The sequence below is a fragment of the Blautia sp. MSK20_18 genome, from assembly GCF_020553125.1.
Taxonomy (GTDB): domain Bacteria; phylum Bacillota; class Clostridia; order Lachnospirales; family Lachnospiraceae; genus Blautia_A; species Blautia_A fusiformis.
Genome location: NZ_JAJCGR010000009.1, coordinates 60,435 through 84,023, shown reverse-complemented (window position 1 = coordinate 84,023; position 23,589 = coordinate 60,435). Strand labels below are relative to the sequence as shown.

The 23,589-nt window shown below is 46.7% G+C and carries 20 protein-coding genes; 18 read left to right on the top strand and 2 right to left on the bottom strand.

Annotated elements, in window-relative coordinates; translation table 11 throughout:
* The first annotated feature begins 41 nt into the window (after positions 1 to 41).
* From lepA to LI091_RS07310, 15 genes are all read left to right on the top strand, one after another.
* Positions 42 to 1,850 carry a translation elongation factor 4 gene (gene lepA / locus LI091_RS07380; protein WP_021651884.1) on the top strand — a complete coding sequence of 603 codons (1,809 nt, stop codon included), beginning with the start codon at positions 42 to 44 and terminating at the stop codon, positions 1,848 to 1,850.
* Between the two features lie 11 nt (positions 1,851 to 1,861).
* Positions 1,862 to 2,248, top strand: coding sequence for a hypothetical protein (locus LI091_RS07375; protein WP_021651885.1), 387 nt, complete (start codon positions 1,862 to 1,864; stop codon positions 2,246 to 2,248).
* On the top strand, positions 2,238 to 3,374 hold the full coding sequence (gene hemW, locus LI091_RS07370) for a radical SAM family heme chaperone HemW (protein WP_161209699.1): 1,137 nt from the start codon (positions 2,238 to 2,240) through the stop codon (positions 3,372 to 3,374). Before LI091_RS07375 ends, hemW begins: the two co-directional genes overlap by 11 nt.
* A 153-nt stretch (positions 3,375 to 3,527) precedes the next feature.
* Entirely contained in the window at positions 3,528 to 6,377 is a 2,850-nt protein-coding gene (uvrA, locus tag LI091_RS07365) for an excinuclease ABC subunit UvrA (protein WP_059086148.1), read from the top strand.
* A gap of 133 nt (positions 6,378 to 6,510) precedes the next feature.
* The gene (locus LI091_RS07360; RefSeq protein WP_265190993.1) at positions 6,511 to 7,494 is read left to right on the top strand and encodes a rod shape-determining protein; all 984 of its coding nucleotides are present in this window, start codon (positions 6,511 to 6,513) and stop codon (positions 7,492 to 7,494) included.
* Between the two features lie 6 nt (positions 7,495 to 7,500).
* Complete coding sequence (locus LI091_RS07355) at positions 7,501 to 7,623, top strand: hypothetical protein (protein WP_265190992.1); 123 nt, start codon at positions 7,501 to 7,503, stop codon at positions 7,621 to 7,623.
* Positions 7,620 to 9,893, top strand: coding sequence for an SF1B family DNA helicase RecD2 (gene recD2, locus LI091_RS07350; protein WP_265190991.1), 2,274 nt, complete (start codon positions 7,620 to 7,622; stop codon positions 9,891 to 9,893). The genes LI091_RS07355 and recD2 overlap by 4 nt, the downstream gene beginning before the upstream one ends.
* Positions 9,890 to 10,597, top strand: a complete 708-nt coding sequence (locus tag LI091_RS07345) for a ComF family protein (RefSeq protein ID WP_021651891.1) — start codon at positions 9,890 to 9,892, stop codon at positions 10,595 to 10,597. Before recD2 ends, LI091_RS07345 begins: the two co-directional genes overlap by 4 nt.
* A gap of 147 nt (positions 10,598 to 10,744) precedes the next feature.
* Positions 10,745 to 11,179, top strand: coding sequence for a hypothetical protein (locus LI091_RS07340; RefSeq protein ID WP_015527429.1), 435 nt, complete (start codon positions 10,745 to 10,747; stop codon positions 11,177 to 11,179).
* Positions 11,176 to 12,285 (top strand): hypothetical protein, encoded by a 1,110-nt coding sequence (locus LI091_RS07335; RefSeq protein WP_022426958.1) that lies wholly within the window; start codon positions 11,176 to 11,178, stop codon positions 12,283 to 12,285. The genes LI091_RS07340 and LI091_RS07335 overlap by 4 nt, the downstream gene beginning before the upstream one ends.
* A 42-nt stretch (positions 12,286 to 12,327) precedes the next feature.
* Positions 12,328 to 13,212 carry a diadenylate cyclase CdaA gene (gene cdaA, locus LI091_RS07330; RefSeq protein ID WP_195656689.1) on the top strand — a complete coding sequence of 295 codons (885 nt, stop codon included), beginning with the start codon at positions 12,328 to 12,330 and terminating at the stop codon, positions 13,210 to 13,212.
* The gene (locus LI091_RS07325; protein WP_015527425.1) at positions 13,193 to 14,494 is read left to right on the top strand and encodes a CdaR family protein; all 1,302 of its coding nucleotides are present in this window, start codon (positions 13,193 to 13,195) and stop codon (positions 14,492 to 14,494) included. The genes cdaA and LI091_RS07325 overlap by 20 nt, the downstream gene beginning before the upstream one ends.
* A 58-nt stretch (positions 14,495 to 14,552) precedes the next feature.
* Complete coding sequence (locus LI091_RS07320) at positions 14,553 to 14,816, top strand: HPr family phosphocarrier protein (RefSeq protein WP_015527424.1); 264 nt, start codon at positions 14,553 to 14,555, stop codon at positions 14,814 to 14,816.
* 52 nt (positions 14,817 to 14,868) lie between these two features.
* On the top strand, positions 14,869 to 17,784 hold the full coding sequence (locus LI091_RS07315; protein WP_173722524.1) for a L,D-transpeptidase family protein: 2,916 nt from the start codon (positions 14,869 to 14,871) through the stop codon (positions 17,782 to 17,784).
* A 170-nt stretch (positions 17,785 to 17,954) separates the two neighbouring features.
* The gene (locus LI091_RS07310; RefSeq protein ID WP_173722525.1) at positions 17,955 to 19,502 is read left to right on the top strand and encodes a GH25 family lysozyme; all 1,548 of its coding nucleotides are present in this window, start codon (positions 17,955 to 17,957) and stop codon (positions 19,500 to 19,502) included.
* Between the two features lie 43 nt (positions 19,503 to 19,545).
* Here LI091_RS07310 and LI091_RS07305 read toward each other — a convergent pair whose 3' ends face one another.
* Positions 19,546 to 19,884: an EamA family transporter gene (locus LI091_RS07305; protein ID WP_015527421.1), complete on the bottom strand. Its 339-nt coding sequence runs from the start codon at positions 19,882 to 19,884 to the stop codon at positions 19,546 to 19,548.
* Positions 19,877 to 20,227 (bottom strand): EamA family transporter, encoded by a 351-nt coding sequence (locus LI091_RS07300; protein ID WP_015527420.1) that lies wholly within the window; start codon positions 20,225 to 20,227, stop codon positions 19,877 to 19,879. Before LI091_RS07300 ends, LI091_RS07305 begins: the two co-directional genes overlap by 8 nt.
* Before the next feature lie 168 nt (positions 20,228 to 20,395).
* On the opposite strand from LI091_RS07300, the gene LI091_RS07295 reads away from it, so the two are divergent.
* Genes LI091_RS07295 through LI091_RS07285 form a run of 3 tightly spaced genes read left to right on the top strand, consistent with a single transcriptional unit; the run spans position 20,396 to position 23,588 of the window.
* Positions 20,396 to 21,328 carry a glycosyltransferase family 2 protein gene (locus tag LI091_RS07295; protein ID WP_015527419.1) on the top strand — a complete coding sequence of 311 codons (933 nt, stop codon included), beginning with the start codon at positions 20,396 to 20,398 and terminating at the stop codon, positions 21,326 to 21,328.
* The gene (locus tag LI091_RS07290; protein ID WP_173722526.1) at positions 21,328 to 22,299 is read left to right on the top strand and encodes a hypothetical protein; all 972 of its coding nucleotides are present in this window, start codon (positions 21,328 to 21,330) and stop codon (positions 22,297 to 22,299) included. The genes LI091_RS07295 and LI091_RS07290 overlap by 1 nt, the downstream gene beginning before the upstream one ends.
* A complete protein-coding gene (locus LI091_RS07285; RefSeq protein ID WP_265190990.1) occupies positions 22,296 to 23,588 on the top strand; it encodes an ATP-grasp domain-containing protein in 1,293 nt (430 codons plus the stop codon). The genes LI091_RS07290 and LI091_RS07285 overlap by 4 nt, the downstream gene beginning before the upstream one ends.
* The last annotated feature ends 1 nt before the right edge of the window (position 23,589 follow it).

The following is a 23,589-nucleotide window of genomic DNA, read 5'->3' as shown; positions in this document are numbered from 1 at the left end:
TGAACGCTTTATACGAGAGAAATTTAAGGAGGACTTCCTGAATGATAGACCAGAGTAAAATTCGGAATTTTTGTATCATTGCACATATCGACCATGGCAAGTCAACACTTGCGGACCGTATCATCGAGATGACGGGACTTCTTACCGAGAGGGAAATGCAGGCCCAGGTTCTGGATAACATGGACCTTGAGAGAGAACGAGGGATCACCATCAAATCCCAGGCGGTTCGTATTGTATACAAAGCCAAGGACGGAAATGAGTATATTTTTAACCTGATCGATACCCCGGGACATGTGGACTTTAACTATGAAGTTTCCCGAAGCCTTGCTGCCTGTGACGGAGCGATCCTTGTTGTGGATGCAGCACAGGGAATCGAAGCTCAGACACTTGCCAATGTATATATGGCACTGGACCATGATCTGGATGTGGTTCCGGTGATCAATAAGATCGACCTTCCAAGTGCGGATCCGGAGCGTGTTATCAATGAGATCGAGGATGTGATCGGAATCGAAGCGCAGGATGCACCGCAGATCTCCGCAAAAACAGGACTGAATGTAGACCAGGTTCTGGAGCAGATCGTCAATAAGGTCCCGGCGCCGGCGGGGGATGTGGATGCACCTCTGAAGGCTCTAATCTTCGACTCTGTTTATGACCCTTATAAGGGTGTTATCGTATTTTGCAGAGTGAAGGACGGACGTGTGAAAAAGGGCACGAGGATCCATATGATGGCGACCGGATTCACCACGGAGGTTGTGGAGGTTGGATATTTTGGAGCGGGTCAGTTTATCCCGTGTGACGAGCTGACAGCAGGTATGGTCGGATATATCACAGCCAGCATCAAGAATGTCCGTGATACCCGCGTGGGTGATACGGTAACGGATGCGGACAACCCCTGTGCAGAGGCACTTCCGGGATATAAGAAGGTAAACCCTATGGTTTATTGTGGCCTTTATCCGGCAGATGGTGCCAAGTACGGCGATCTCCGTGACGCGCTGGAGAAGCTTCAGCTCAACGATGCTTCCCTTTATTATGAACCGGAGACATCGGTCGCCCTTGGATTTGGTTTCCGCTGCGGCTTCCTGGGACTTCTTCATCTGGAGATCATCCAGGAGCGTCTGGAGAGAGAGTATAACCTGGATCTTGTAACTACAGCACCGAGTGTTATTTATAAGGTCTATAAAACCAATGGTGAGATCATCGAGCTGACAAATCCCACCAACCTTCCGGATCCTTCAGAGATCGAATACATGGAAGAGCCTATGGTGAAGGCGGAGATCATGGTAACCACAGAGTTCATTGGTGCGATCATGGATCTCTGCCAGGAGAGACGTGGTCAGTATGAAGGCATGGAATATATGGAAGAAACCCGTGCACTTCTGAAATACAGACTGCCGCTGAACGAGATCATTTATGATTTCTTTGATGCACTGAAGTCACGTTCCAGAGGTTATGCATCCCTGGATTACGAGCTGGACGGATATGAGAGAAGTGAGCTTGTGAAGCTGGATATCCTTGTGAATAAAGAAGAAGTGGATGCTCTTTCCTTTATCGTGCATGCAGATACTGCTTACGAGCGCGGAAGAAAGATGTGTGAGAAGCTGAAAGACGAGATCCCGAGACAGCTCTTTGAGATCCCGATCCAGGCAGCTATCGGAAGCAAGGTCATTGCCAGAGAGACGGTAAGAGCCATGCGTAAAGACGTACTTGCCAAGTGTTACGGTGGAGATATCTCCCGTAAGAAGAAGCTTCTGGAAAAACAGAAGGAAGGTAAGAAACGTATGCGTCAGGTAGGTAACGTGGAGATCCCGCAGAAGGCATTTATGAGTGTCCTGAAGCTGGATGATAAATAGGAGATGACTTTTTGAAAAAAAATATAAAAAAACTGTTTCTGGCAGCAGGACTTCTGGCTATAACAGGAGCTCTGCTTACCGGATGTGGTTCAAAGAAGAAAAATGCAGAAGAGGAAAGTGTGATCAAAATCAGTACAGCGCCGGAACCGACTGCCACTCCTGATCCGAAAACCGTAGATCCGGATGCAGTGACGAGCAATGGAAATCTGACAATGGTCAATGAGTACCTGGCAGAAAACGGCAGCGAGGCACTGGGGATCGATGGCGTGACACCGACACCGGCTGCTTCAGACGGAAGTACGGATAATGCGGATAGTGCCGGTGAAGATACAAGCTCTGATGAGGATAATGATACATCAGGTAGTGGTGGAGAGGAAGGAGCTATGGATGGAGAATGAGGCGAAAAAACCGCTGGAGCTCTATATCCATGTTCCGTTTTGTGTGAAAAAATGTGATTACTGTGATTTCCTTTCCGGACCTGCCGGAAAAGAGAGGCAGCGTGAATATTTCCAGGCTCTGGAAAGGGAGATTGCTGCTGTTCCGGATTTTTCGGACAGGGAGATCACTACAGTTTTTATCGGCGGAGGAACACCTTCCGTGCCGGATCCGTCTCTTGTTGGAGAGATGCTGGATCAGATCAGAAATAAGTTTTTTGTGGCCCCGGATGCTGAGATCACCATCGAAGCAAATCCGGGGACTTTATATAAAGAAAAACTTCAAATATATCTGGAACACGGGATCAACCGGCTGAGTCTGGGGCTTCAGTCCCCGCAGAATCGGGAATTAAAGATCCTTGGAAGGATCCATACGTGGGAAGAGTTTCAGGAGAGCTTTTTTATGGCAAGGGATGCAGGCTTTTCCAACATCAATATCGATCTGATGAGTGCCATTCCGGAACAGACCTATGCAGACTGGGAAAAAAATCTCCGCACGGTGGCAGGGCTTTCGCCGGAACATATTTCCGCCTACAGTCTGATCATTGAGGAAGGCACTCCTTTCGGGGAGAGAAAGCTGAAATTGCCGGATGAGGATACGGAGTACCGTATGTATGAGAATACGGCAAGGATCCTGGCGGAATATGGGTTTCATCAGTACGAGATCTCCAATTATGCGAAAGGTGGACGGGAATGCCGTCATAATAAGGGATACTGGCAGAGGATCGATTATCTGGGACTGGGACTTGGCGCGTCTTCACTTCTGGATCATATGCGTTTTTCCAATACTGCGGATATGAAGGAATATATTGGAAACAGTGCGTTTCCGGATAAGATCCGCCAGAATATGGAAAGCCTTACAGAGGCAGATGAGATGGCTGAGTTTATGTTTCTGGGGCTTCGGATGACAGAGGGCGTTTCAATGGAAGCGTTTGCGGAATATTTCGGAAAAAATATGGAAAACGTTTACGGAGAGGTCCTGAAAAAACATCTGGAGATCGGAATGCTGAAACAAAAAGGAGACAGGATATATCTTTCGAGAAAGGGAATCCATGTGAGCAATGGAGTGATGGCGGATTTTCTGTTGTAGAAAATTTGTCGATTTTTTCACCTTGACGAACGGATGTTCTGGCAGTATACTGATAAAAAATCAGAAGTTTTACAGCGGAATAAGAGAGGTAGATTCTGCTGTTAAGAAGAATACCGGAGTATTTTTTATGACCGGACAGAGTAGGAGGCTTTCATGTCAGCAGAAGCAAACGATAAGAAGCGTTTTATTAGGATACGCGGAGCCAATGAGAATAATCTTAAGAATCTTAGCGTCGATATTCCCAGAGACCAGTTTGTGGTACTTACCGGACTCAGTGGCTCTGGTAAGTCATCTCTTGCATTTGATACCATTTATGCAGAGGGACAGAGACGTTATATGGAGTCACTTTCTTCCTATGCGAGGCAGTTCCTGGGACAGATGGAGAAACCGGATGTGGAGAGTATCGAGGGCCTTCCGCCGGCAATCTCCATTGATCAGAAGTCAACGAACCGGAATCCCCGTTCTACAGTGGGTACGGTAACGGAGATTTACGATTATTTCCGACTTCTGTATGCCCGTGTGGGAATCCCGCACTGTCCCAAATGTGGAAGGGAAATCCGCAAACAGACGGTAGATCAGATGGTGGATCAGATCATGACGCTTCCGGAACGCCAGAAGATCCAGCTTCTTGCACCGGTAGTGCGGGGCCGCAAGGGAACCCATGTTAAACTTCTGGATCAGGCCAGAAGAAGCGGATATGTGAGAGTGCAGATCGACGGAAATCTCTATGAGCTTTCTGAGGAGATCAAGCTGGATAAGAATATCAAACATAACATTGAGATCGTTGTGGATCGACTTATTGTGAAACCGGGAATAGAGAAGCGTCTTTCCGATTCCATTGAAACCGTGCTGGATCTGGCAGATGGTCTGCTGGTAGTAGACACTATGGACGGGAAGCTTCTGAATTTCAGTCAGAGTTTTTCCTGTCCGGATTGCGGCATCAGCATTGATGAGATCGAACCCAGGAGCTTTTCCTTTAATAATCCATTTGGTGCCTGCCCGCAGTGTCTGGGTCTTGGATATAAGATGGAATTTGATATCGATCTGATGATCCCGGATAAGAAACGGAGTATCAATGAAGGGGCTATCGCTGTTCTCGGATGGCAGTCCTGTACCACGCAGGGAAGCTTTTCCAGAGCGATCCTGGATGCCCTGGCAAGGGAATATGAATTTTCTCTGGATACACCTTTCTGCGAGTATCCGAAGAAGGTCCAGGATATCCTCATCCATGGTACCGGCGGTCATTCTGTGAAGGTTTATTATAAAGGACAGCGGGGAGAGGGCGTTTACGATGTGGCGTTCCCGGGACTGATCCGCAATGTGGAGCAGAGATACCGTGAAACCGGTTCCGAGGCTATGAAGCAGGAATACGAGAGCTTTATGCGGATTACTCCGTGCACCACATGTAAGGGACAGAGGCTGAAGAAGGAGTCCCTGGCAGTGACCGTGGCGGATAAGAATATTTATGAAGTGACCAATATGCCGGTACAGAAGCTGCAGGGCTTTCTCCGCGATCTGAAGCTTTCAAAGCAGCAGGAGCTTATTGGAAGACAGATCCTGAAGGAAATCCGCGCCAGGGTTGGATTTCTGGCGGAGGTTGGCCTGGAGTATCTTTCACTTGGAAGAGCTACCGGAACCCTTTCCGGCGGAGAGGCTCAGAGGATCCGTCTTGCCACACAGATCGGATCCGGGCTTGTGGGGGTTGCATATATCCTGGATGAGCCGAGTATCGGGCTTCACCAGAGAGATAATGACAAGCTTCTGGGGGCACTGATGCGTCTCCGCGATCTTGGCAACAGTCTGATCGTGGTGGAGCATGATGAAGATACCATGCGTGCTGCAGACTGTGTCATCGATATCGGCCCCGGAGCCGGAGAACATGGCGGACAACTGGTCGCAATGGGGACAGCTGAGGATCTGATGAAAAATGAGCAGTCTGTGACCGGAGCTTATTTAAGCGGAAGGCTGAAGATCCCGGTACCGGAAGTGAGGAAGGAACCAACCGGATTTCTTCATATAAAGGGTGCGGCAGAGAACAACCTGAAGCATATCGACGTAGATATTCCTCTGGGAGTGATGACCTGTATCACAGGTGTTTCCGGCTCCGGTAAGAGCTCTCTGATCAATGAAATCTTGTACAAGAGACTTGCCAGAGACCTGAACCGTGCCAGAGTGATCCCCGGGAAACATGATGACATCCTTGGTATCGATCAGCTGGATAAGGTGATCAATATCGACCAGTCCCCGATCGGAAGAACTCCCCGTTCCAATCCTGCCACATATACCGGAGTTTTTGACCAGATCCGTGATCTTTTTGCAGCCACCGCAGATGCCAAGGCAAAGGGCTACAAGAAAGGCCGTTTCAGTTTTAATGTCAAGGGCGGACGGTGCGAGGCCTGCAGCGGTGACGGAATCATCAAGATCGAGATGCATTTTCTTCCGGATGTATATGTGCCTTGTGAAGTCTGCAAGGGCAAACGTTACAATCGTGAGACTCTGGAAGTGAAGTATAAGGGCAAGAGCATTTATGATGTATTGAATATGACTGTGGAAGAAGCACTGACATTTTTTGAGAATGTACCGTCGATCCGGAGAAAGATCGAGACCCTGTATGATGTAGGGCTTTCCTATATCCGTCTGGGTCAGCCCTCCACCACTCTTTCCGGAGGAGAAGCACAGCGTATCAAGCTTGCCACAGAACTCAGCAAGCGCAGTACCGGAAAGACGATCTATATCCTGGATGAGCCTACCACAGGACTGCACTTTGCGGATGTCCACAAGCTGATCGAGATCTTGCGCCGTCTGTCTGAAGGAGGAAACACCGTTGTGGTCATTGAGCACAATCTGGATGTGATCAAGACGGCGGATCATATTATTGATATCGGACCGGAAGGCGGTGACAGAGGCGGAACGGTAATTGCCAGAGGAACTCCGGAGGAAGTAGCAGAGAATCCGGTTTCCTACACCGGTAAATATGTGAAAAAATATCTGGAACAGAAATAACCGGTAAAAGTTCTTTTCAATTTCTGTGGTTTTGTATATAATGAAGTGCGGGAACGTTCCGGCACAGACCGGAACAGAATAAGTCATAAATGCGTCAGCATACAGAATGCGTATGACGCAGGCGGGAGGATTTATGCCGGCAAAGGATATTGGAATTGATCTGGGAACCAGAAACAGTCTGGTGTTTTCCACAGGCAAGGGAATCGTTTTAAGAGAGCCCTCTGTGGTTGTTTATGATAAAGATACAGAGAAGATCAGAGCAATCGGTGAGGAAGCCAGACAGATGGCAAGCCATCTGACTTCCAATATGGAAGTGATCTGGCCAATCCGAAGAGGTGTGATCGTAGATTATAATGTAATGGAAAAGATGCTGAAATATTTTATTTCACAGGCTATGGGACGGAGAGCGTTCCGGAAACCGAGAGTCAGCATCAGTGTTCCGAGCGGGATCACGGAGATTGAGCGCAAGGCAGTTGAGGAAGCTGCCTATCAGTCAGGAGCCAGGGAAGTTTTTCTTGTGGACGAGCCCATCGCTGCTGCTATCGGTGCAGGTGTAGATATCACCAAGCCATTTGGTAATCTGATCGTGGATATCGGTGCAGGGACCACGGATGTTGCGGTCATATCGGTAGGGGGAGTGGTTGTTTCCGCTTCTGTGAAGGTTGCAGGAGATAATTTTGATCATGCGATCATGAATTATGTACGTGAGAAGCATAGTCTCTTTATCGGGGAGGATGCAGCGGAGAATATAAAGATCAAGATCGGAACAGCCAGTGAAGAAGCGGATCTTCGCACGATGGAGGTCAAGGGCAGAAATATCATCACAGGACTTCCTAAGGTGGCAACACTGACATCTGAGGAGATCCGGACCGCTTTGAGGGAAACGACCGGGCAGATTGTGGAGACTGTACATGGTGTTCTTGAAAAAACACCGCCAGAGCTGGCGGCAGATATCATGGACAGAGGAATCGTTCTTACAGGCGGAGGTGCCATGCTGCATGGAATGGATGCATTGATCGAGCAGAAAACAGGAGTCAGCACACTGACGGTACAGGATGCAATGCTTGTAGTGGCTGCAGGAACAGGAAAATATGCGGAAATCATGTCAAGGATGTAAACCGTTATGAGTCGTCTGGACGGCACAGGAGCAGAGAAGAGACTGCCGCAGGAAACTCATACAGATAAGGCGCTGCAGCTGCAGTGCCTTTTGCTGTTATCAGAGGTTTACAGATGGAGAAGAAAATGAGTGAGACAGTTACAGGATATATAGATCATGTGATCTTCCGGAATGAAGATAATGGATATACGGTCATGGTACTGAAAGGGATGGAAGAGGAACAGGAACTGACCTGTGTGGGAACATTTCCTGCGATCACCCAGGGGGCTGCCATTGAAGCTTCCGGAAATTATACAACACATCCGGTGTATGGTAAACAGTTTCAGATATCCTCCTACGTGGAAAAAATGCCGGAGGATGCACTGGCCATGGAACGCTATCTGGGTTCCGGCGCGATCAAGGGGATCGGTGCGGCACTGGCAGCCAGGATCGTACGTCGTTTCGGCGATGATACCATGCGTATTGTGGAGGAAGAACCGGAGCGTTTGGCTGAGATCAAGGGAATCAGCGAAAAAAAGGCCATGGAGATCGCAGAACAGATGACGGAGAAAGCAGATATGCGCCGCGCTATGATCTTTCTCCAGAAATACGGGATATCGCTGAATCTCGGCGCAAAGATCTATCAGAAATACGGACAGACTGTATATGGAGTCCTGCAGGAGAATCCGTATCGCCTTGCAGAGGATATCAGTGGTGTGGGATTCCGTATCGCAGATGAGATCGCTTCCCGGATCGGGATCCATACAGATTCAGATTACAGGATAAGAAGCGGAATGTTGTATACTCTCCTACAGGCTTCAGGAGAAGGCCATATCTATCTCCCGAAGGAGGAACTTTTTTCCAGGGCATCCGGACTTTTGGGAGTAGATTCCTCCTATATGGAAAAACATCTCATGGATATGGTAGTAGACCGGAAACTGATCCTGAAAGAAACAGAAGACGGTGCAGTTGTCTATCCCACACGATATTATTATCTTGAGCTGAATTCAGCCAGAATGCTCTGTGAGCTGAACATCCTCTGCCCGGAAGATGAGGAGATGATGGCGAAACGGATCAACAGGATCGAAAAGGAGACAGGAACCCGGTTAGATGAAATGCAGAAACAGGCAGTGGCGGCAGCTGCCAGTCATGGTCTGTTCATTCTGACCGGCGGGCCGGGAACCGGAAAGACTACAACGATCAATGCGATTATCCGTTATTTTGAAGAGGAAGGCGCTGAGCTGCGGCTTGCAGCTCCCACCGGCCGTGCAGCCAAGCGAATGACAGAGGCTACCGGATACGAGGCTCAGACGATCCACAGACTTCTGGAGCTGAACGGGATGCCGGAGGAAGAGCAGGAAGGCCGTGCAGTTCATTTTGACAGGAATTCGGAGAATCCGCTGGAAGCGGATGTGATCATCATTGATGAGATGTCCATGGTAGATATCGCACTGATGCATTCGCTGCTTCTTGCAGTGACAGCAGGGACCAGACTGATCCTGGTAGGTGATGAAAATCAGCTTCCCAGCGTAGGCCCTGGAAATGTTCTAAGGGATATTATCCGCAGCGGCTGTTTTTCGGTAGTAGAGTTGAAAAAGATTTTCCGCCAGGCATCTGAAAGTGATATTGTGGTGAATGCACATAAGATCAACCGGGGCGAGCAGGTGACCATCAATAACAAGAGCCGGGATTTCTTTTTTCTGAAAAGATATGATGCGGACATCATTATCCGTGTGGTGATCGCACTGATCCAGGAGAAGCTTCCGCGTTATGTAGATGCAAAGCCCTATGAGATCCAGGTGCTCACTCCTATGCGTAAGGGACTTTTAGGTGTGGAGCGGCTGAACCAGATCCTTCAGAGATATCTGAACCCGCCGGATGAAAAGAAAAAGGAGAAAGAGATCGGACAGCGTCTTTTCCGTGAAGGGGATAAGGTGATGCAGGTGAAGAATAATTACCAGCTGGAGTGGGAAATCCTTGGACGATACAAGATTCCTGTGGATAAAGGTGTGGGCGTGTTTAACGGAGATACCGGTATTATGACGGAGATCAATGAATTTGCGGAAACGGCCACCGTGGAATTTGAGGATGGCAGACAGGCAGAATATTCCTTCAAACAGCTTGAGGAACTGGAACTTGCCTATGCAGTGACCATACATAAGTCCCAGGGCTCAGAATATCCGGCAGTGATCCTTCCGATCCTTTCCGGACCAAGGATGCTGATGAATCGGAATCTTCTGTATACAGCAGTGACCAGAGCCAGAAAATGTGTTACCGTAGTAGGCAGCGAGACCACTTTTGCGGAGATGATCCGTAATGAAAAACAGCAGCAGAGATACAGCTCTTTGGACAGACGGATCCGGGAGCTGGATGAATCTGAACAGAAAGAGAGCGCCATCGGGGAGAAAGGACTTTCTTGAAAAAAACAGCAGATTTTTTACTGGACATGCTTTACCCGAAAAAATGCCCGCTGTGTCATCAGATACTGAAAGAAAAAGACCGGCTGATCTGTCCGGAGTGTTCCGGAAAGGTCAGGCCTATATCCGGTCCCAGGTGTATGAAATGCGGAAGACCGGTAAAAATGGAAGAGGAATACTGTGAAGATTGCCGCAAGGGTGCCCATCATTTTACGGAGGGCAGAAGTATTTTCTGGTACGGAGAGGTCTGGAGACAGTCTCTGGTACGATTTAAGTATTACGGATGTCGGGAATATGGGGATTTTTATGCAAAGGCAATGAGCGTCTTCGGAAAAAAATATCTGGAACGGTGGAAGCCTGATCTGATCGTTCCCGTTCCTCTGCATCCCAGAAAAAAAAGGATGAGAGGTTTTAACCAGGCAGCATATCTGGCAGAAAGGCTCAGTGTTCTTACAGGGATCCCATGGAATGAGCATCTGGTAAAGAAGATACGAAGCACAAGATCTCAGAAAAAACTTAATGCCATACAGAGGCGTCAGAACCTGAAAAATGCATATCAGGTAACCGAAAAGATCCCAGGTTTTTCTGTACTTGTGGTGGATGATGTATACACAACAGGAAGTACGGCAGATGCCATGGCAATGTGTCTTCTTGAGGCCGGTGCAGAGAAAGTTTATTTTCTGACAATATGCGCAGGAAGGGCATGAAACAGCCGAAAAAACACTTTTCATAGGTATGGAACTATGCTACAATAAATTTGATTGCAGTTAAACAGTATAACTGTATGGAAAGCGTAATGCAGATCATATATCGGGGATTTTCCTGATAAAGAAAGCTTATGAGGAGTTATTTTTATGGTAAATGAAGAAAAAGTGAAGATCATGAACCGTCTGGCCATGTATGAGCATGGAGAAGGCAGGAAGTATCTTCCGGTGAGCAGATATTATCGAAGTGATTATATTGGACTTGCACTGATCAGAAACTTTTTTCTGGTAACGATCGGATATATATTGGGACTTGCAGGTGTTGCCGCATATTTCAGCGAATATCTTATGGATAATGTGAATAAGATTAATCTGGTCGAGGTTGGGATCTATATCATCGTCGGTTATCTGATCGTGCTTGTTGTATATTCGATACTGACCTACATCCAGTATTCTGTGAAATATTTCCGGGCAAAAAAAAGTGTCAGGGAATATTATCAGGATCTTACAAGACTGGAAAAAATCTACGGGCGGGAGGAAAAAAGAAATCCGGTCCGGAGAAATGCAGGAGGACATAGAAAATGACAGCTTTACTTGAGATCAAACAGAATATCAAAAGATTTTACGGACAATATGAAGTATATATACTGCCGGTCCTGAAGTTTGTTCTGGCATTTGCCTATTTTCTCTGGATCAACAGCAATATGGGCTACATGAAACAGCTGGATAATATTTTTGTTGTCCTGATCCTGGCGCTTGTATGTTCGATCCTTCCGGTTTCCGTGATGATGTTTATGGGATTTGCGTTGATGATCGGGCACTGTTATGCAGTCGGGATCGAAACGGCAGGATTTATGCTGCTTCTTATTCTGTTTATGCTGATCCTGTTCCTAAGATTCAGCAGGTCACAGAATCTTGCAATGATCCTTACACCACTTTCCTTCGGATTTGGTGTTCCTGCACTTATGCCGATCGGAGCAGGCCTGCTGGGTAGTGCATTGTCAGCGCTTCCGGCCGGATGCGGTGTTGTGATCTATTATTTTATACGGTTTGTACATGCACAGTCGGCGGCACTCAGTGATCCTGCCGCAGAGATCACAGAAAAACTGAAGCTGATCTCTGACGGACTTGTCCACAACTGGGCAATGTGGATCACGGTGATCGCGTTTGTGGTAGTGATCCTGTTTGTGAACCTTCTGAGAACACGGGCGTTTGATTATGCATGGAGGATTGCTGTCATTGCCGGCGGCGTGATCTATATCCTGGTTATCCTTGCCGGAGATTTCTGCATTAGTATTACGGTAGCCATGGTGCCGATGATCCTGTCCACAGTGATCTCCGTACTGGCAGGATTTGTTCTGGAGTTCTTTGTTTTTGGCGGAGATTACAGCAGAACAGAACGTCTGGAATATGAGGATGATGAGTACTATTACTACGTAAAAGCCGTTCCGAAGGCAACGGTCGCCACTTCTGAGAGAAGCATCAAAAAGATCAATGCGGAGCCGGTAAAAGAAGAAAAAAAAGAAGACAATGTTGTGTCTTTCAGTGATGATGTATTTCCTGAGAAGAACGAAATGCATACAGTAAAGATGCCGGATATGGTTTCCGAAAATACAGTAAGTGAGAAACCGCAGGGATTGGACAAGATCGATTTCGAAAAACAGCTGGAGGAATCGCTGAAGGATCTTTAAACAGGAACGATTGGAATAGCTCAGGAAGAAAGGAGGAGACTTATGCAGAATGTGCTGACAGTTGTGGCCGGATATCTGGGGAAGATTTCCCTTCCGGGATTTGGCGTGATAGATATCATTGAGATCGGACTGATTTCCTTTTTTGTATATCAGTTTATGGCATGGATCAAATTTACACGTGCATATACCCTTCTGAAGGGCATTTTGATCGTCCTTGGATTTATCCTGGTCGCATATATCTTCAAAATGAATACGATCCTCTGGATCTTCCGGAACCTGGCTAATGTGCTGGTGATCGGTGTGATCGTAATCTTTCAGCCGGAGCTGAGGAAGGCGCTGGAGCAGCTGGGACAGAAGAAGTTTGTTTCCAACATTATTCCCTTTGATTCCGGCAGGGAAGTGCAGGAGCGTTTCAATGACAAGACTATCAACGAACTGGTAAAGGCCTGTTTTGATATGGGTGAAGTTAAGACCGGAGCACTGATCGTGATCGAGGAAGAGATCCGGCTTGACGAATATGTGAGAACCGGTATCAATATTGACGGTATCCTTACCAGTCAGCTGCTGATCAATATTTTTGAGCATAATACACCTCTTCATGACGGAGCGGTGATCGTACGTGGGAACCGTGTGGTAGCAGCAACCTGCTATCTGCCTCTTTCAGATAATATGGAACTGAGCAAACAGCTGGGAACAAGACACAGAGCAGGTGTGGGTATCAGCGAAGCTACGGATTCTCTTACGATCATTGTTTCGGAAGAGACAGGACAGGTTTCAGTGGCCAGAGGCGGAGAACTGTCCAGAGGGCTTAACAGCAAGCAGCTTCGTGAAATACTTGTTTCTGCTCAGAATAAGAAGGTTGTTGACAACGGTAAGCTGAGAAATCTGCTGAAAGGGAGAGTGAAACATGAAGAAAAATCTGACTAAGAACATCCCTTTGAAGATCATGTCGATTATTGTGGGAATCCTGGTGTGGCTGATCGTAGTAAATGTTGATGACCCTATCATTACGAAAGGCTTTGTGATCTCAGATGTGCAGATCATCAACGAAGCTTATGTGGATCAGCTGGGTGAGATGGTCATGCAGGATGACCGTGAAAATTCAGTACGTGTTTATATTACAGGCGATCGGAAGACAGTCAACCGTCTCACCTCAAGTGATATTAAGGCAGTTGCGGATCTGCAGCAGGCCCAGTCTACCGATACAGATCCTGTAATGATTCCCATTACAGCGACCTGCTCCGGGATACTGCCGGAAAACATCAGTGTATCACCGCAGAATCTGAGTGTCCATCTGGAAAAAAAGGTGACCAAAGAATTTGCGATCAATGTTACCAGTGATGACAGCAAGCCGGCACAGGGGTTGGAGATTGCTTCGCTCACCGCAAATCCGGAAAAAGTCCGTATTACAGGACCGGAATCTCTGGTTGGTAAAATAGATAGTGTGAGTGTGGATGTAAGTTCAAAACTTGACGGGATCGATCAGGATACGATGATCACGGACGCAGAACTGACTATCACAGATAAGAATCAGGACACTCTTTCATCAAATTCCATGAGCTATCTGAAATTTGACAACAATGGAAAAGTCAATGTTACGGCAAAGCTCTGGAAGGTGCGTTCTGATATACGGATCAGTGCGGGATATACAGGGGAACCAGCAGAAGGCTATGTTGTGGATAGCGTCACAACAGTACCGGAGACTTTCAGCGTAGCCGGAAGTGAGGAAGCACTGAACAATCTGAAACTTCAGGGAAATACCATTTATCTAGACAATGAGAATGTGGATATTTCAGGAAAGAGCAATGACGTGGAAAAGAAAGTAAACCTGTCAGAACTTCTTCCGGATGGCCTTAAGCTGACATCCGGATCCAGTACGGACCTCTGGATCACAGTCAATATCCTGCCGGAGGGCAGTAAGATATACAGCTTCCCGACAGAGGATATCAAAGTAAAGGGTCTGCCTGATGATCTGCAGCTGGCATTTGAAGTTGCGGATATTGAACTGAAGGTGCAGGCGGAAGACGGAGATCTTTCCCAATTTGATCTGAAGTCGGTAGGAGCAGCACTTTCCATGGATGACTGGGAGGAGGGCAGCTACGAAGTACCGATCAAAATCAGCCTTCCGGAAGGCTACAAGCTGCTGGAGGATGTAACCGCCGAGATCAAAATCTCCAAGGTTTCCAATGTAGACAGCAGTAGTCAGTAAGTAATCACAGCTTTGGACAAGGCTTGAAGGATAAGTAATATAAAGGGAGACAGCAGCAATGTTAAGTTATAAGGTAACGGTCAGGAACCCGTCAGGGCTTCATCTTCGTCCCGCAGGGCTTTTATGCGGCGAGGCAATAAAATACAAATCGTCCATAACATTTCAGTATGCCGGAGGTACAGCGAATGCCAAAAGTGTTCTGAGTGTTCTGGGTGCATGTGTTAAAAGCGGGGATGAGATCACACTGGTCTGCGAGGGTGAGGATGAACAGGCTGCGATAGATGCGCTTGTGGCTCTTATCGAAGGCGGACTGGGCGAATGATACGTAACAGATACAATAATTATTTACAGCAGCATGATCAGGAGGGATTATTGTGAAGAGAAGAGTTGTGGCAATTTTTCTCAGTCTGACATTATGCATGGGCGGAACTCTGGAAGCCGGCGCTGCGGCTTTGGGAAGTACAGACGTGCAGATGGCAGCAGAGACAGCCGGCAATCCGGCTGAGGATGTATTCAGTGATGAAGCGGAAACGACTGTACAGCAGCCGGAGACAGAAGAGGATCAGACAGGTAGTACTGACAGTACAGACAGTTCAGAAGAAACACCTGTTGCACCGGAGAACCCCGCAGAGACACCGGATGTTATAGAAACACCGGAGATTACAGAGACACCGGAAACTACAGAAGCACCGGATGTGACAACAGAAGACAGTACAGATCCGGGCGATGATTTCAGTGCAGGTGATGCACAGGAACTGGATGCACCGTCAGCAGATACCGCAGTACAGAACAAAGTAGAGAACAACAAGGCAGAGGAAACTTCTGCTACCGGAGCATCACTGGTAAACGGTGTAGTCGTTGCCAAGACAAGTGACTGGGTTTCTGCAAACGGTTTTTACAGACTCCGCAAAAAGAAGGTTGCTGCATCTGCAGCCCCGGAGGGAAAAGCTTCTGAGGATCCGGCAGAAAGCAGCGAAGAAGAGCAGAAAACAGTGGACGAAACAGCTGCTGCAGCACAGGAGGTACAGCAGACTGAAGAGCTTCCGGATGGCGCAGCAGAGAGTGAGCAGGCTCCGGTACTCCAGAATGAGCCAGCAGAAGGAGAGCAGGAGACTGCAGCCGAGGAAGGTGCAGCAGAAGAAGTTTCTACAGAGGAAGTATCCGTAGCAGAAGCTTCTGCAGATACAGCATCCGCAGATGTAGTGTCTGCAGAGGAGACATCTGCAGATACAGCACCCGCAGAAACAGAGACGGCAGTCGAAACATCAGAGAACGTAGATAACGCAGAGACTCTTGCCATGGATGAAGGGAACGCTTCTCAGGGATCAGAAACAGGTTCCATCGAAGATAATTATTTTACTGCGCAGGATGGTCTTCTTAAGATCAATACCAACGGACATGTGGGGTATTATCTTTTTAATGAAGACGGATATCTGGTAACCGGCCGCATGACCCGTGAACCAGGTGAAGCAGGTTATACCGGAACACAGAAGACAGAATGGTATTTTCTCGAAAGTTCCGAAGCTTCCCTGTATTCGGATTCCACCGGAAAAGCAATCACACCGTGGACATCCAATCTTGGCCAGCAGAAGAGAAATTACTGGTTATGGACAGGAACTGTTTTCCGCTATTATAATTCCCAGGGTGATTACAAATCCATAGAGGCTCAGAACCTTGTAGGCAAGATCAAGAAGATCGGAAATGCTTATTATACACTGATGCGTAACGGAAAACCGCGAACAGGAATCCTGAAGCTGACAACTGGTTCTACAACATATCAGTATTACTTCCAGCCGGCATCAAAGGCAGGAGAGATTCCAGGAAAGCTTTTTTATGGCGGATGGACATATGTTTTAAACAGCAAAAATCAAAAACGTTTTATCTATTGTAGTCCGAAGGCTGCCACACGTGGACAGATCATGAAACATGGAGTTTATGTATCACCTGTAATGTCCAAGAAATATCGATATATGCTGAATGCCAGCGGCTATGTTATGACGAATACAATGGCGAAGGCGCAGAATAACGCATATTATGTTTCAGACAGCAAGGGCCGCATCATTACAAAAAAACTTGTGAAGTATAAAGGCAGCAGATATTATTTCGGAGGCAATGGCCAGAGAGTTTCCTGGAAGAACTGCTGGCATGGCTGCCCGGGTGCATCCAACAAGATTTATTATTTCGGAAGCACAGCAGGAAAAGTTGTTGAAAAATATGGCTGGCAGAAGGTGACCGACGCAAAAGGCCAGTTCTTCGGATGGTTTTACTTTGACAAAAACGGAAACCACTATAAGAGCCAGATGATAACAAACAAGTCCTCCAAAAAGAGCTATTACTTTAATAGCACAGGACAGCTTGCAACAGGAAAAACAAAGATCGGCAAAAAATACTATTTCTTTGCAACATCAGATGCCAATGCGCACAGAGGCTGGATGTACAAGAGTACATTGATCCGTTACCAGAATAAGTGGTATTATGCAGGCGGCAACGGTGTTCTGAAAAAGTCAGGCTGGCAGAAGGTAGGTAAATACTGGTACTATCTGCAGAACTATACCGTTGTGACAAATAAATCCATGAAGCGTGGTTCCGTAAATGGTTATCTGGACAGCCAGGGACGTTTTTCCACCGGCTGGGTGATCGTCAGCGATTACTATGATCAGGTCAAATATATCGATCCGGACAGCGGTTCCAAGTATCTGACCAATACAAGCAGATGGATCGATGGAAAACTGTATTACTTTGATAAGGATGGTTACCGCCGCAATGATGTTTCAAATATTTACGGAGGACCATATTACCTGGAGGTTGATAAGACCAACGGTGTTATGACTGTATACACAAACAGCAGCAAGACGATTCCGGTTAAGACAATCCGTGTTTCTGTAGGTCTCTCCGGAACACCTACATGGGATGGTACATACAGACTGAGCCGCAGTCTGAGATGGCAGCCATTGATGGGACCGTCCTGGGGACAGTACGGAACACATGTTGACGGATGCGGACAGGGAGGAATCTTTATCCATTCTGTAGCTGGCTCGACCAGGAGTGTTTACAATCTTCCGGCAGGTGAGTACCTGAAACTTGGTCAGCCTGCATCTCACGGATGTATCCGTACCTGTGTGGCTGATGCGAAGTGGGTATATGAGAACTGTAACGGTTCTACGATCCACATTTACAGCAGCGGAAAATACGTTAACAATGAAGCCTTCAAGGGACCGTTAGGCCGCAGACCGTTGGCAACCTTCCGTGGAGCCGGAAACTTTGATCCTACAGACCCGGAAGTTCCGTGATCTATACCGAACAGTACCAGAAAGAAATATATAGAATAACCGAAGACCGATGTTCAGCTGTATGAAGCTGACATCGGTCTTTTTCCATATATGGCTTTACTTTCCATTTTTCCATATGTATAATAAAGTTATGCACAAATTAACAACATACTTTATGGAAGGAAACTAAAATGAAAAACTGGAAGAAATGGCTGGTGGCAGGTTGTATAGCAGCACTGCTGGGAATCGGAACAATGGGAACTACAGCGATGGCCATGGGCGGCGGAGGCGTAGACCGAAGCGAGGCAGTTGCTGAGGAAGAAAAGGTCCCCAGCGGGAAGGCAACACAGGATTCCAGGGCAAGCTCAAAGGCATGGAAGAAGATCAACGGTGTCTGCTATAACGGAAGCGGCCAGAAGCTGGAAGGTGCTGTTACACGTGGGATCGATGTTTCCGAGTGGCAGGATACCATCAGTTGGGGACAGGTCAAAAAATCTAATGTAGATTTTGCCTTTGTTAGGATTTCCTATGGCCTGAACCATCTGGATAAGACATATGATTACAACATGAAACAGGCGGAGAAGGCAGGAGTTCCGACAGGAACCTATGTGTACAGCCTTGCGCTGAATACACAGCAGGCACTGAAGGAAGCACAGCTTGCCATCCGCAAAATGGATGGATATAAAGTATCCTATCCGGTGGTTTATGACATTGAATATGATCAGATGCGTAATCTTTCCGCATCACAGATCGCGGATCTGGCAAAAACCTTCTGCAATGAGGTAAAAAAAGCCGGCTATCATCCAATGATCTACTGTAATACAGACTGGTATGACAACAAGCTTGACTGGAGTAAGATGACAGGGTATGATGTATGGCTTGCACGGTACGGTGATACGATCCTGGCTCCTGACAAGAAAAAGTACAAATATACCATCTGGCAGTCCACCGATGGTGACGGCGGCGGATATCTGAATACCACCAAGGGTTTGGTTGCAGGAATCCCATCTTATTCTACTGTAGATATTGACTTCGGTTATGTTGATTATACCAAGATCATCACACCCAGATGGCATGCACAGACCGGCTACAAAGCATCCTCCAGACCGGATACCAGCAACTATAAAGGAAAAACCGGCTGGGCAACAGAGAACGGAAAGAAATTTTATTATGTCAATGGTGTCAAAAAATACGGCTGGGTTCAGGTAAAAAATAAGAAATATTATATCCATAAGACGGCAGGAATGTACCGTTCAAGGCTGATCAGGGATTCCAAGAACATTTCCAGATATGTAAACAAAAATGGAGTCCTTGTGAAAAATACCTGGATCACCTATAAGGAGAAAAAATATTATTTTGACAAAAACGGACATGCATTAAAGGGCATGAAAAAGGTTGGAAAGAACTATTATTATTTTCAGGCCAAATACGGATACAGGATGAGACATGTGCGGTACATGAACGGCAGGGATGATGTATATTATTTTGGCGGTGATGGCATTATGGTCAAAAAGGTATTCTATACATGGAGCGGAAACAATGAAAGCCATACCTATTATTTTGGCTCCAATGGAAAGATGCAGAGAGGCTGGCTCAAACTGGACGGAAAGAGATATTATTTTGATCCGGAAACAGGAATCATGTACAAAAACTGTACTATTGAGAAAAACGGAAAGAGCTATACATTCGATGAAGATGGTGTATACACAACTGTATCCGCAGCAAATAAGAAAAAATAAAAAAATGCCGGCAGCGAATATAAAGCTGCCGGCATTTTTATGATCATAAGGTATAAACAAGGATTCCCAGGATGATGATCAGATTTCCGATGATCTTTCCGCGGGAAATCTTTTCTTTCAGGATCCGCCAGGAAAACAGCAGGACAAAAACATAGGCGGCAGTATCAATCACCGGTCCGAATTTCATATCCACTTTGGTGTAGCACCAGGTATTCAGGAGCAACACTCCAAAAAAGATACCATAGGCCAGGATCACCCGCCAGTTCAGATATTCCCGGAGGGGATTTTTGTATTCCATATTGGCACTCTGCTTCAGAAGTACCTGGGAAATTGCCGAAAAAAAGGTTCCGGCCAGCATGATCAGCATAAATGTTCTATTCATATCTCTGCACCATCCAGACTCCGATCAGAACGATCAGGATGCCGATGATGTTCTGAAGCGAAAGATTTTCGTGAAAAATGATCACAGCCCATACCTGGGACCACAGAAGATAGACGCTTTTGTTGGCGTAGGCCGTGGAAAGGGAAAATTTTTTGATCACCTGCTGCCATGCAATGGCGTAGATCCCACAGTTTGCGATCATAAGAAAAAGAAATACATAGAGAAGAGGACTATGAAGCCCTTCTTTATTGTAATAAACCGATGCAAGCTTGGAAAAAACGCTGGTAAGAGAAAACAGCAGGATATTCAGATGAAGCTGAATATAATCTTTGATTTTTGTCATGTTTCCTCCATATCATAAATGCGATTATCATAGACTGATAATCAATATATATCATCCGGCAGGTTTATGCAAGAAAATGTTTGAACAATGTAACGGTTTACAACAGGAAATGAAAATGATAAGATTAAACGATAAGTGTCAATTGATACAAAAGAGAGGAAAAACGATATGTGTTTATATTCAGTGGTTGTTCCTGTATACAATTCAGAACATACGCTGCAGGAACTGTACACCCGTCTGGAAAAAGTATTCCGTGAAACGATAAAAGAAGAATTTGAACTGATCCTTGTAGATGACGGGTCCAGGGACCGGTCTTTTGCGGTTATGCAAGAACTCCGGGAAAAAGATCCCCGTGTCAAGATCATCCAGATGGCAAGGAATTTCGGACAGCATCCTGCGCTTCTGTGCGGATTTGCCCACGCAAAGGGAGAGTTCATCGTAACTATGGATGATGACCTTCAGCATCAGCCTGAGGAGCTCCCCAAAATGATCAATGTAATGAAGGAACGTGACGATGTGGATGTGATCATTGCAAGCTATGAAGGACGTAAGCATAATCTGATCCGGAAGCTGGGCACAAAGCTGTCTGTATGGGCAACTTCCAAAATGCTTGGCAAGGATCCGAACCTTCAGATCACCAGTTATCGACTGATCCGCCGGTTTCTGGTGGAAGCCATGCTGAAGACCAATACATATCTTCCGCAGATTGGAAATCTTCTGGTTTTAAGCTCCAACCGTATCATCAATGTTCCGGTGCAGCATGCAGCACGTGCATATGGAAAGAGCGGATATTCTTTTCGCCGCCTTGTGAAGGATCTCATCTATGATATTACTGCCCATACGGCATTTCCGTTGCTTATGGTGCGAAACATCGGCATTGCCAGTTTTCTGGTAAGCTTTTTACTGGGGATCTATTATCTGGTGAGATATTTTCTATGCGGGATCTCAGTGGAAGGCTGGACATCTCTGATGCTTGTGATGCTGGCATTTTTCGGACTGACATTGCTTTCGATCGGGATCATCGGTATTTATCTCATGAATATTCTCAATGAGGCCAAAAAGATGCCGCACTATGTGATCCGTCAGGAGGAGACAGACTGATGAAAAAAGAGATCGGCGGCTATCTGGAACTGGAAGAACCGGCGGGACAGGAATACTATCCGGATCTCTGCGGCGTGAATCTCGGAAGAACAGCGCTTTTGTGGCTGATGGAAGCACGCAGGTGCAAAAAGATCTACCTGCCATTTTTTCTCTGCGATTCCGTAACCGGTGCCTGTGAGAGGTCCGGGGCAGAAATCGAATTTTATCATATGGATGAAGGTCTGCATCCGGTTCTTGAGGAGAGAATTCTTCCGGAAGGAGAATATCTGTATCTGGTAAATTATTATGGCCAGCTTACCGATGATAAGATCCGGAAATATAAAAAAATCTATGGAAATATCATTGTGGATCATACGCATGCGTTTTTTCAGAAGCCGCTGCCGGGTGTGGACACTCTGTACTCCTGCAGAAAATTTCTCGGAGTCAGTGACGGAGCATATCTGTCTACCGATGCGGAACTGGAACCGGAAAAGAAGCCCCTGGATCATTCCATGGGAAGAATGGAGCATATTCTGGGACGTTATGAATATGATGCCGGAACCTTCTATCAGAAAATGCTGGATAATGCAGCAAATTATCATGAGATGGAGATCCGCCGAATGTCCCGTCTGACCGGAAACCTCCTCAGGACTATGGATTATTCCGGTATCAAAGCAAGAAGAGAACAGAACTACCGCCTGCTGTCGCAGCTTCTTCCTTCAAGGAATGCTTTTACAGGGGAGGTGCCGGAGGGACCGTTTGCCTATCCGTATTATCATAAGAACGGATTAGAGCTTCGACGCTGGCTGGCAGGCCGGAAGATTTTTGTGCCGACAAACTGGCGTAATATCCTGGAAGAATTTGACAGGGATACCATGGAATATGACTGGGCTGCCAATGTGCTGCCGCTTCCCTGTGACCAGAGATACGGGGCAGAAGAAATGCAGTATATCGCGGATTCCATAAGAGAATGGGAGGAAACGGAATCATGAAACACAGATTGCTGATACTGGGAACGTTGGGAGAATTTGAGCAGCTGGTGCAGAAGGCCCGGGAAAAAGGATACTACACCATTGTCTGCGACGGATATCCGGATGGTCCGGCAAGAAAATTTGCAGATGAGGCATTTCAGATCCCGGTAACAGATACGGAACGGATCGCCTGTCTCTGCCGAGAAAAAGAGATCGATGGGATCATCACATCCTTTTCCGACCTTCTTCTGGAATGTATGGTAAAGATCGCGGACCGGGCAGGAATCCCCTGTTATCTGAAACCGGAGCAGCTTCCCTGGTATCGTGATAAATCAGCGACCAGAGCACTGCTTACTGAACTGGGACTTCCCACTCCGGGCTTTCGAAAAATCCCGATCGCATATTTTAAAGACAGGTCCAAAAGAACTCAGCTGAAAGAGCTGCTTGAGGGACTTCGTTATCCGGTGGTCAGCAAGCCACTGGATAAATACGGCTCCCGTGGGATCTATATATCCGAAGATCTGGGGGAGCTGATAAACGGGGCAGAAAAAACAGCAGGATTTTCTGATATGCCGGAGATTTTGGTGGAAGAATATAACGATGGCTATGAATTCAATATGATGACCTGGGTGCGGCATGGAAAAGTCCATGTGATCAGTATTGCAGACCGTGAAAAGACATTTGTTGCCAAAGGTGAGATCCCCATCAGCACAAGAAATGTGTATCCTTCCAGATTATTGTCAAAAGTTGAAAAGCCTGCCACAGAACTTCTTCAGGCATATGCGGACAGAACCGGTCAGAAAGACGGAGCCCTTTCCATGCAGTTTTTCTGGAAGCCGGGAGAAGGTATCCAGGTCTGCGAGATCGCCGCACGATTTTTCGGATATGAGCATGAATTGACCGATATGGTCTATGGCTTTAATATGGAAGAGCTTCTTCTTGCATCTCTCTATGATCCGGATAAACTGGAAAAAATGCTTGCAGAACACGATGTTCATAAACCACAGTGCTGTGGAGCTGTCATTTATTTTCAGGGAAGGCTTCTTACCATTGAAGATCAGTCTGCGGCAGTCCGGCTGGGAGAGAAAGAACAGGTGGAAAAGCCCTGGATCTTTTATCAGGAAGGAGAGAAGGTCATTGAGCATGGTCCTAATCCGTATCTGGCATTATATTATGTAAAAACAGAGAATCGTAAGGAAATGGATCTTCTCACAGAAGAGTTTTATGAGGAAATGCATATTCTGGATCCCAACGGCCAGGAGGTGGCATACCATAATCAGATCCCGGATTATGCACCGGCAGAAAAATAGG

Bases quoted from the DNA above. Each gene is read 5' to 3' on its own strand.
- lepA (WP_021651884.1), top strand. From the start codon at position 42: ATGATAGACCAGAGTAAAATTCGGAATTTTTGTATCATTGCACATATC.
- hemW (WP_161209699.1), top strand. From the start codon at position 2,238: ATGGAGAATGAGGCGAAAAAACCGCTGGAGCTCTATATCCATGTTCCG.
- uvrA (WP_059086148.1), top strand. From the start codon at position 3,528: ATGTCAGCAGAAGCAAACGATAAGAAGCGTTTTATTAGGATACGCGGA.
- LI091_RS07360 (WP_265190993.1), top strand. From the start codon at position 6,511: ATGCCGGCAAAGGATATTGGAATTGATCTGGGAACCAGAAACAGTCTG.
- LI091_RS07355 (WP_265190992.1), top strand. From the start codon at position 7,501: ATGAGTCGTCTGGACGGCACAGGAGCAGAGAAGAGACTGCCGCAGGAA.
- recD2 (WP_265190991.1), top strand. From the start codon at position 7,620: ATGAGTGAGACAGTTACAGGATATATAGATCATGTGATCTTCCGGAAT.
- LI091_RS07340 (WP_015527429.1), top strand. From the start codon at position 10,745: ATGGTAAATGAAGAAAAAGTGAAGATCATGAACCGTCTGGCCATGTAT.
- LI091_RS07335 (WP_022426958.1), top strand. From the start codon at position 11,176: ATGACAGCTTTACTTGAGATCAAACAGAATATCAAAAGATTTTACGGA.
- cdaA (WP_195656689.1), top strand. From the start codon at position 12,328: ATGCAGAATGTGCTGACAGTTGTGGCCGGATATCTGGGGAAGATTTCC.
- LI091_RS07325 (WP_015527425.1), top strand. From the start codon at position 13,193: ATGAAGAAAAATCTGACTAAGAACATCCCTTTGAAGATCATGTCGATT.
- LI091_RS07320 (WP_015527424.1), top strand. From the start codon at position 14,553: ATGTTAAGTTATAAGGTAACGGTCAGGAACCCGTCAGGGCTTCATCTT.
- LI091_RS07310 (WP_173722525.1), top strand. From the start codon at position 17,955: ATGAAAAACTGGAAGAAATGGCTGGTGGCAGGTTGTATAGCAGCACTG.
- LI091_RS07305 (WP_015527421.1), bottom strand. From the start codon at position 19,884: ATGAATAGAACATTTATGCTGATCATGCTGGCCGGAACCTTTTTTTCG.
- LI091_RS07300 (WP_015527420.1), bottom strand. From the start codon at position 20,227: ATGACAAAAATCAAAGATTATATTCAGCTTCATCTGAATATCCTGCTG.
- LI091_RS07295 (WP_015527419.1), top strand. From the start codon at position 20,396: ATGTGTTTATATTCAGTGGTTGTTCCTGTATACAATTCAGAACATACG.
- LI091_RS07290 (WP_173722526.1), top strand. From the start codon at position 21,328: ATGAAAAAAGAGATCGGCGGCTATCTGGAACTGGAAGAACCGGCGGGA.
- LI091_RS07285 (WP_265190990.1), top strand. From the start codon at position 22,296: ATGAAACACAGATTGCTGATACTGGGAACGTTGGGAGAATTTGAGCAG.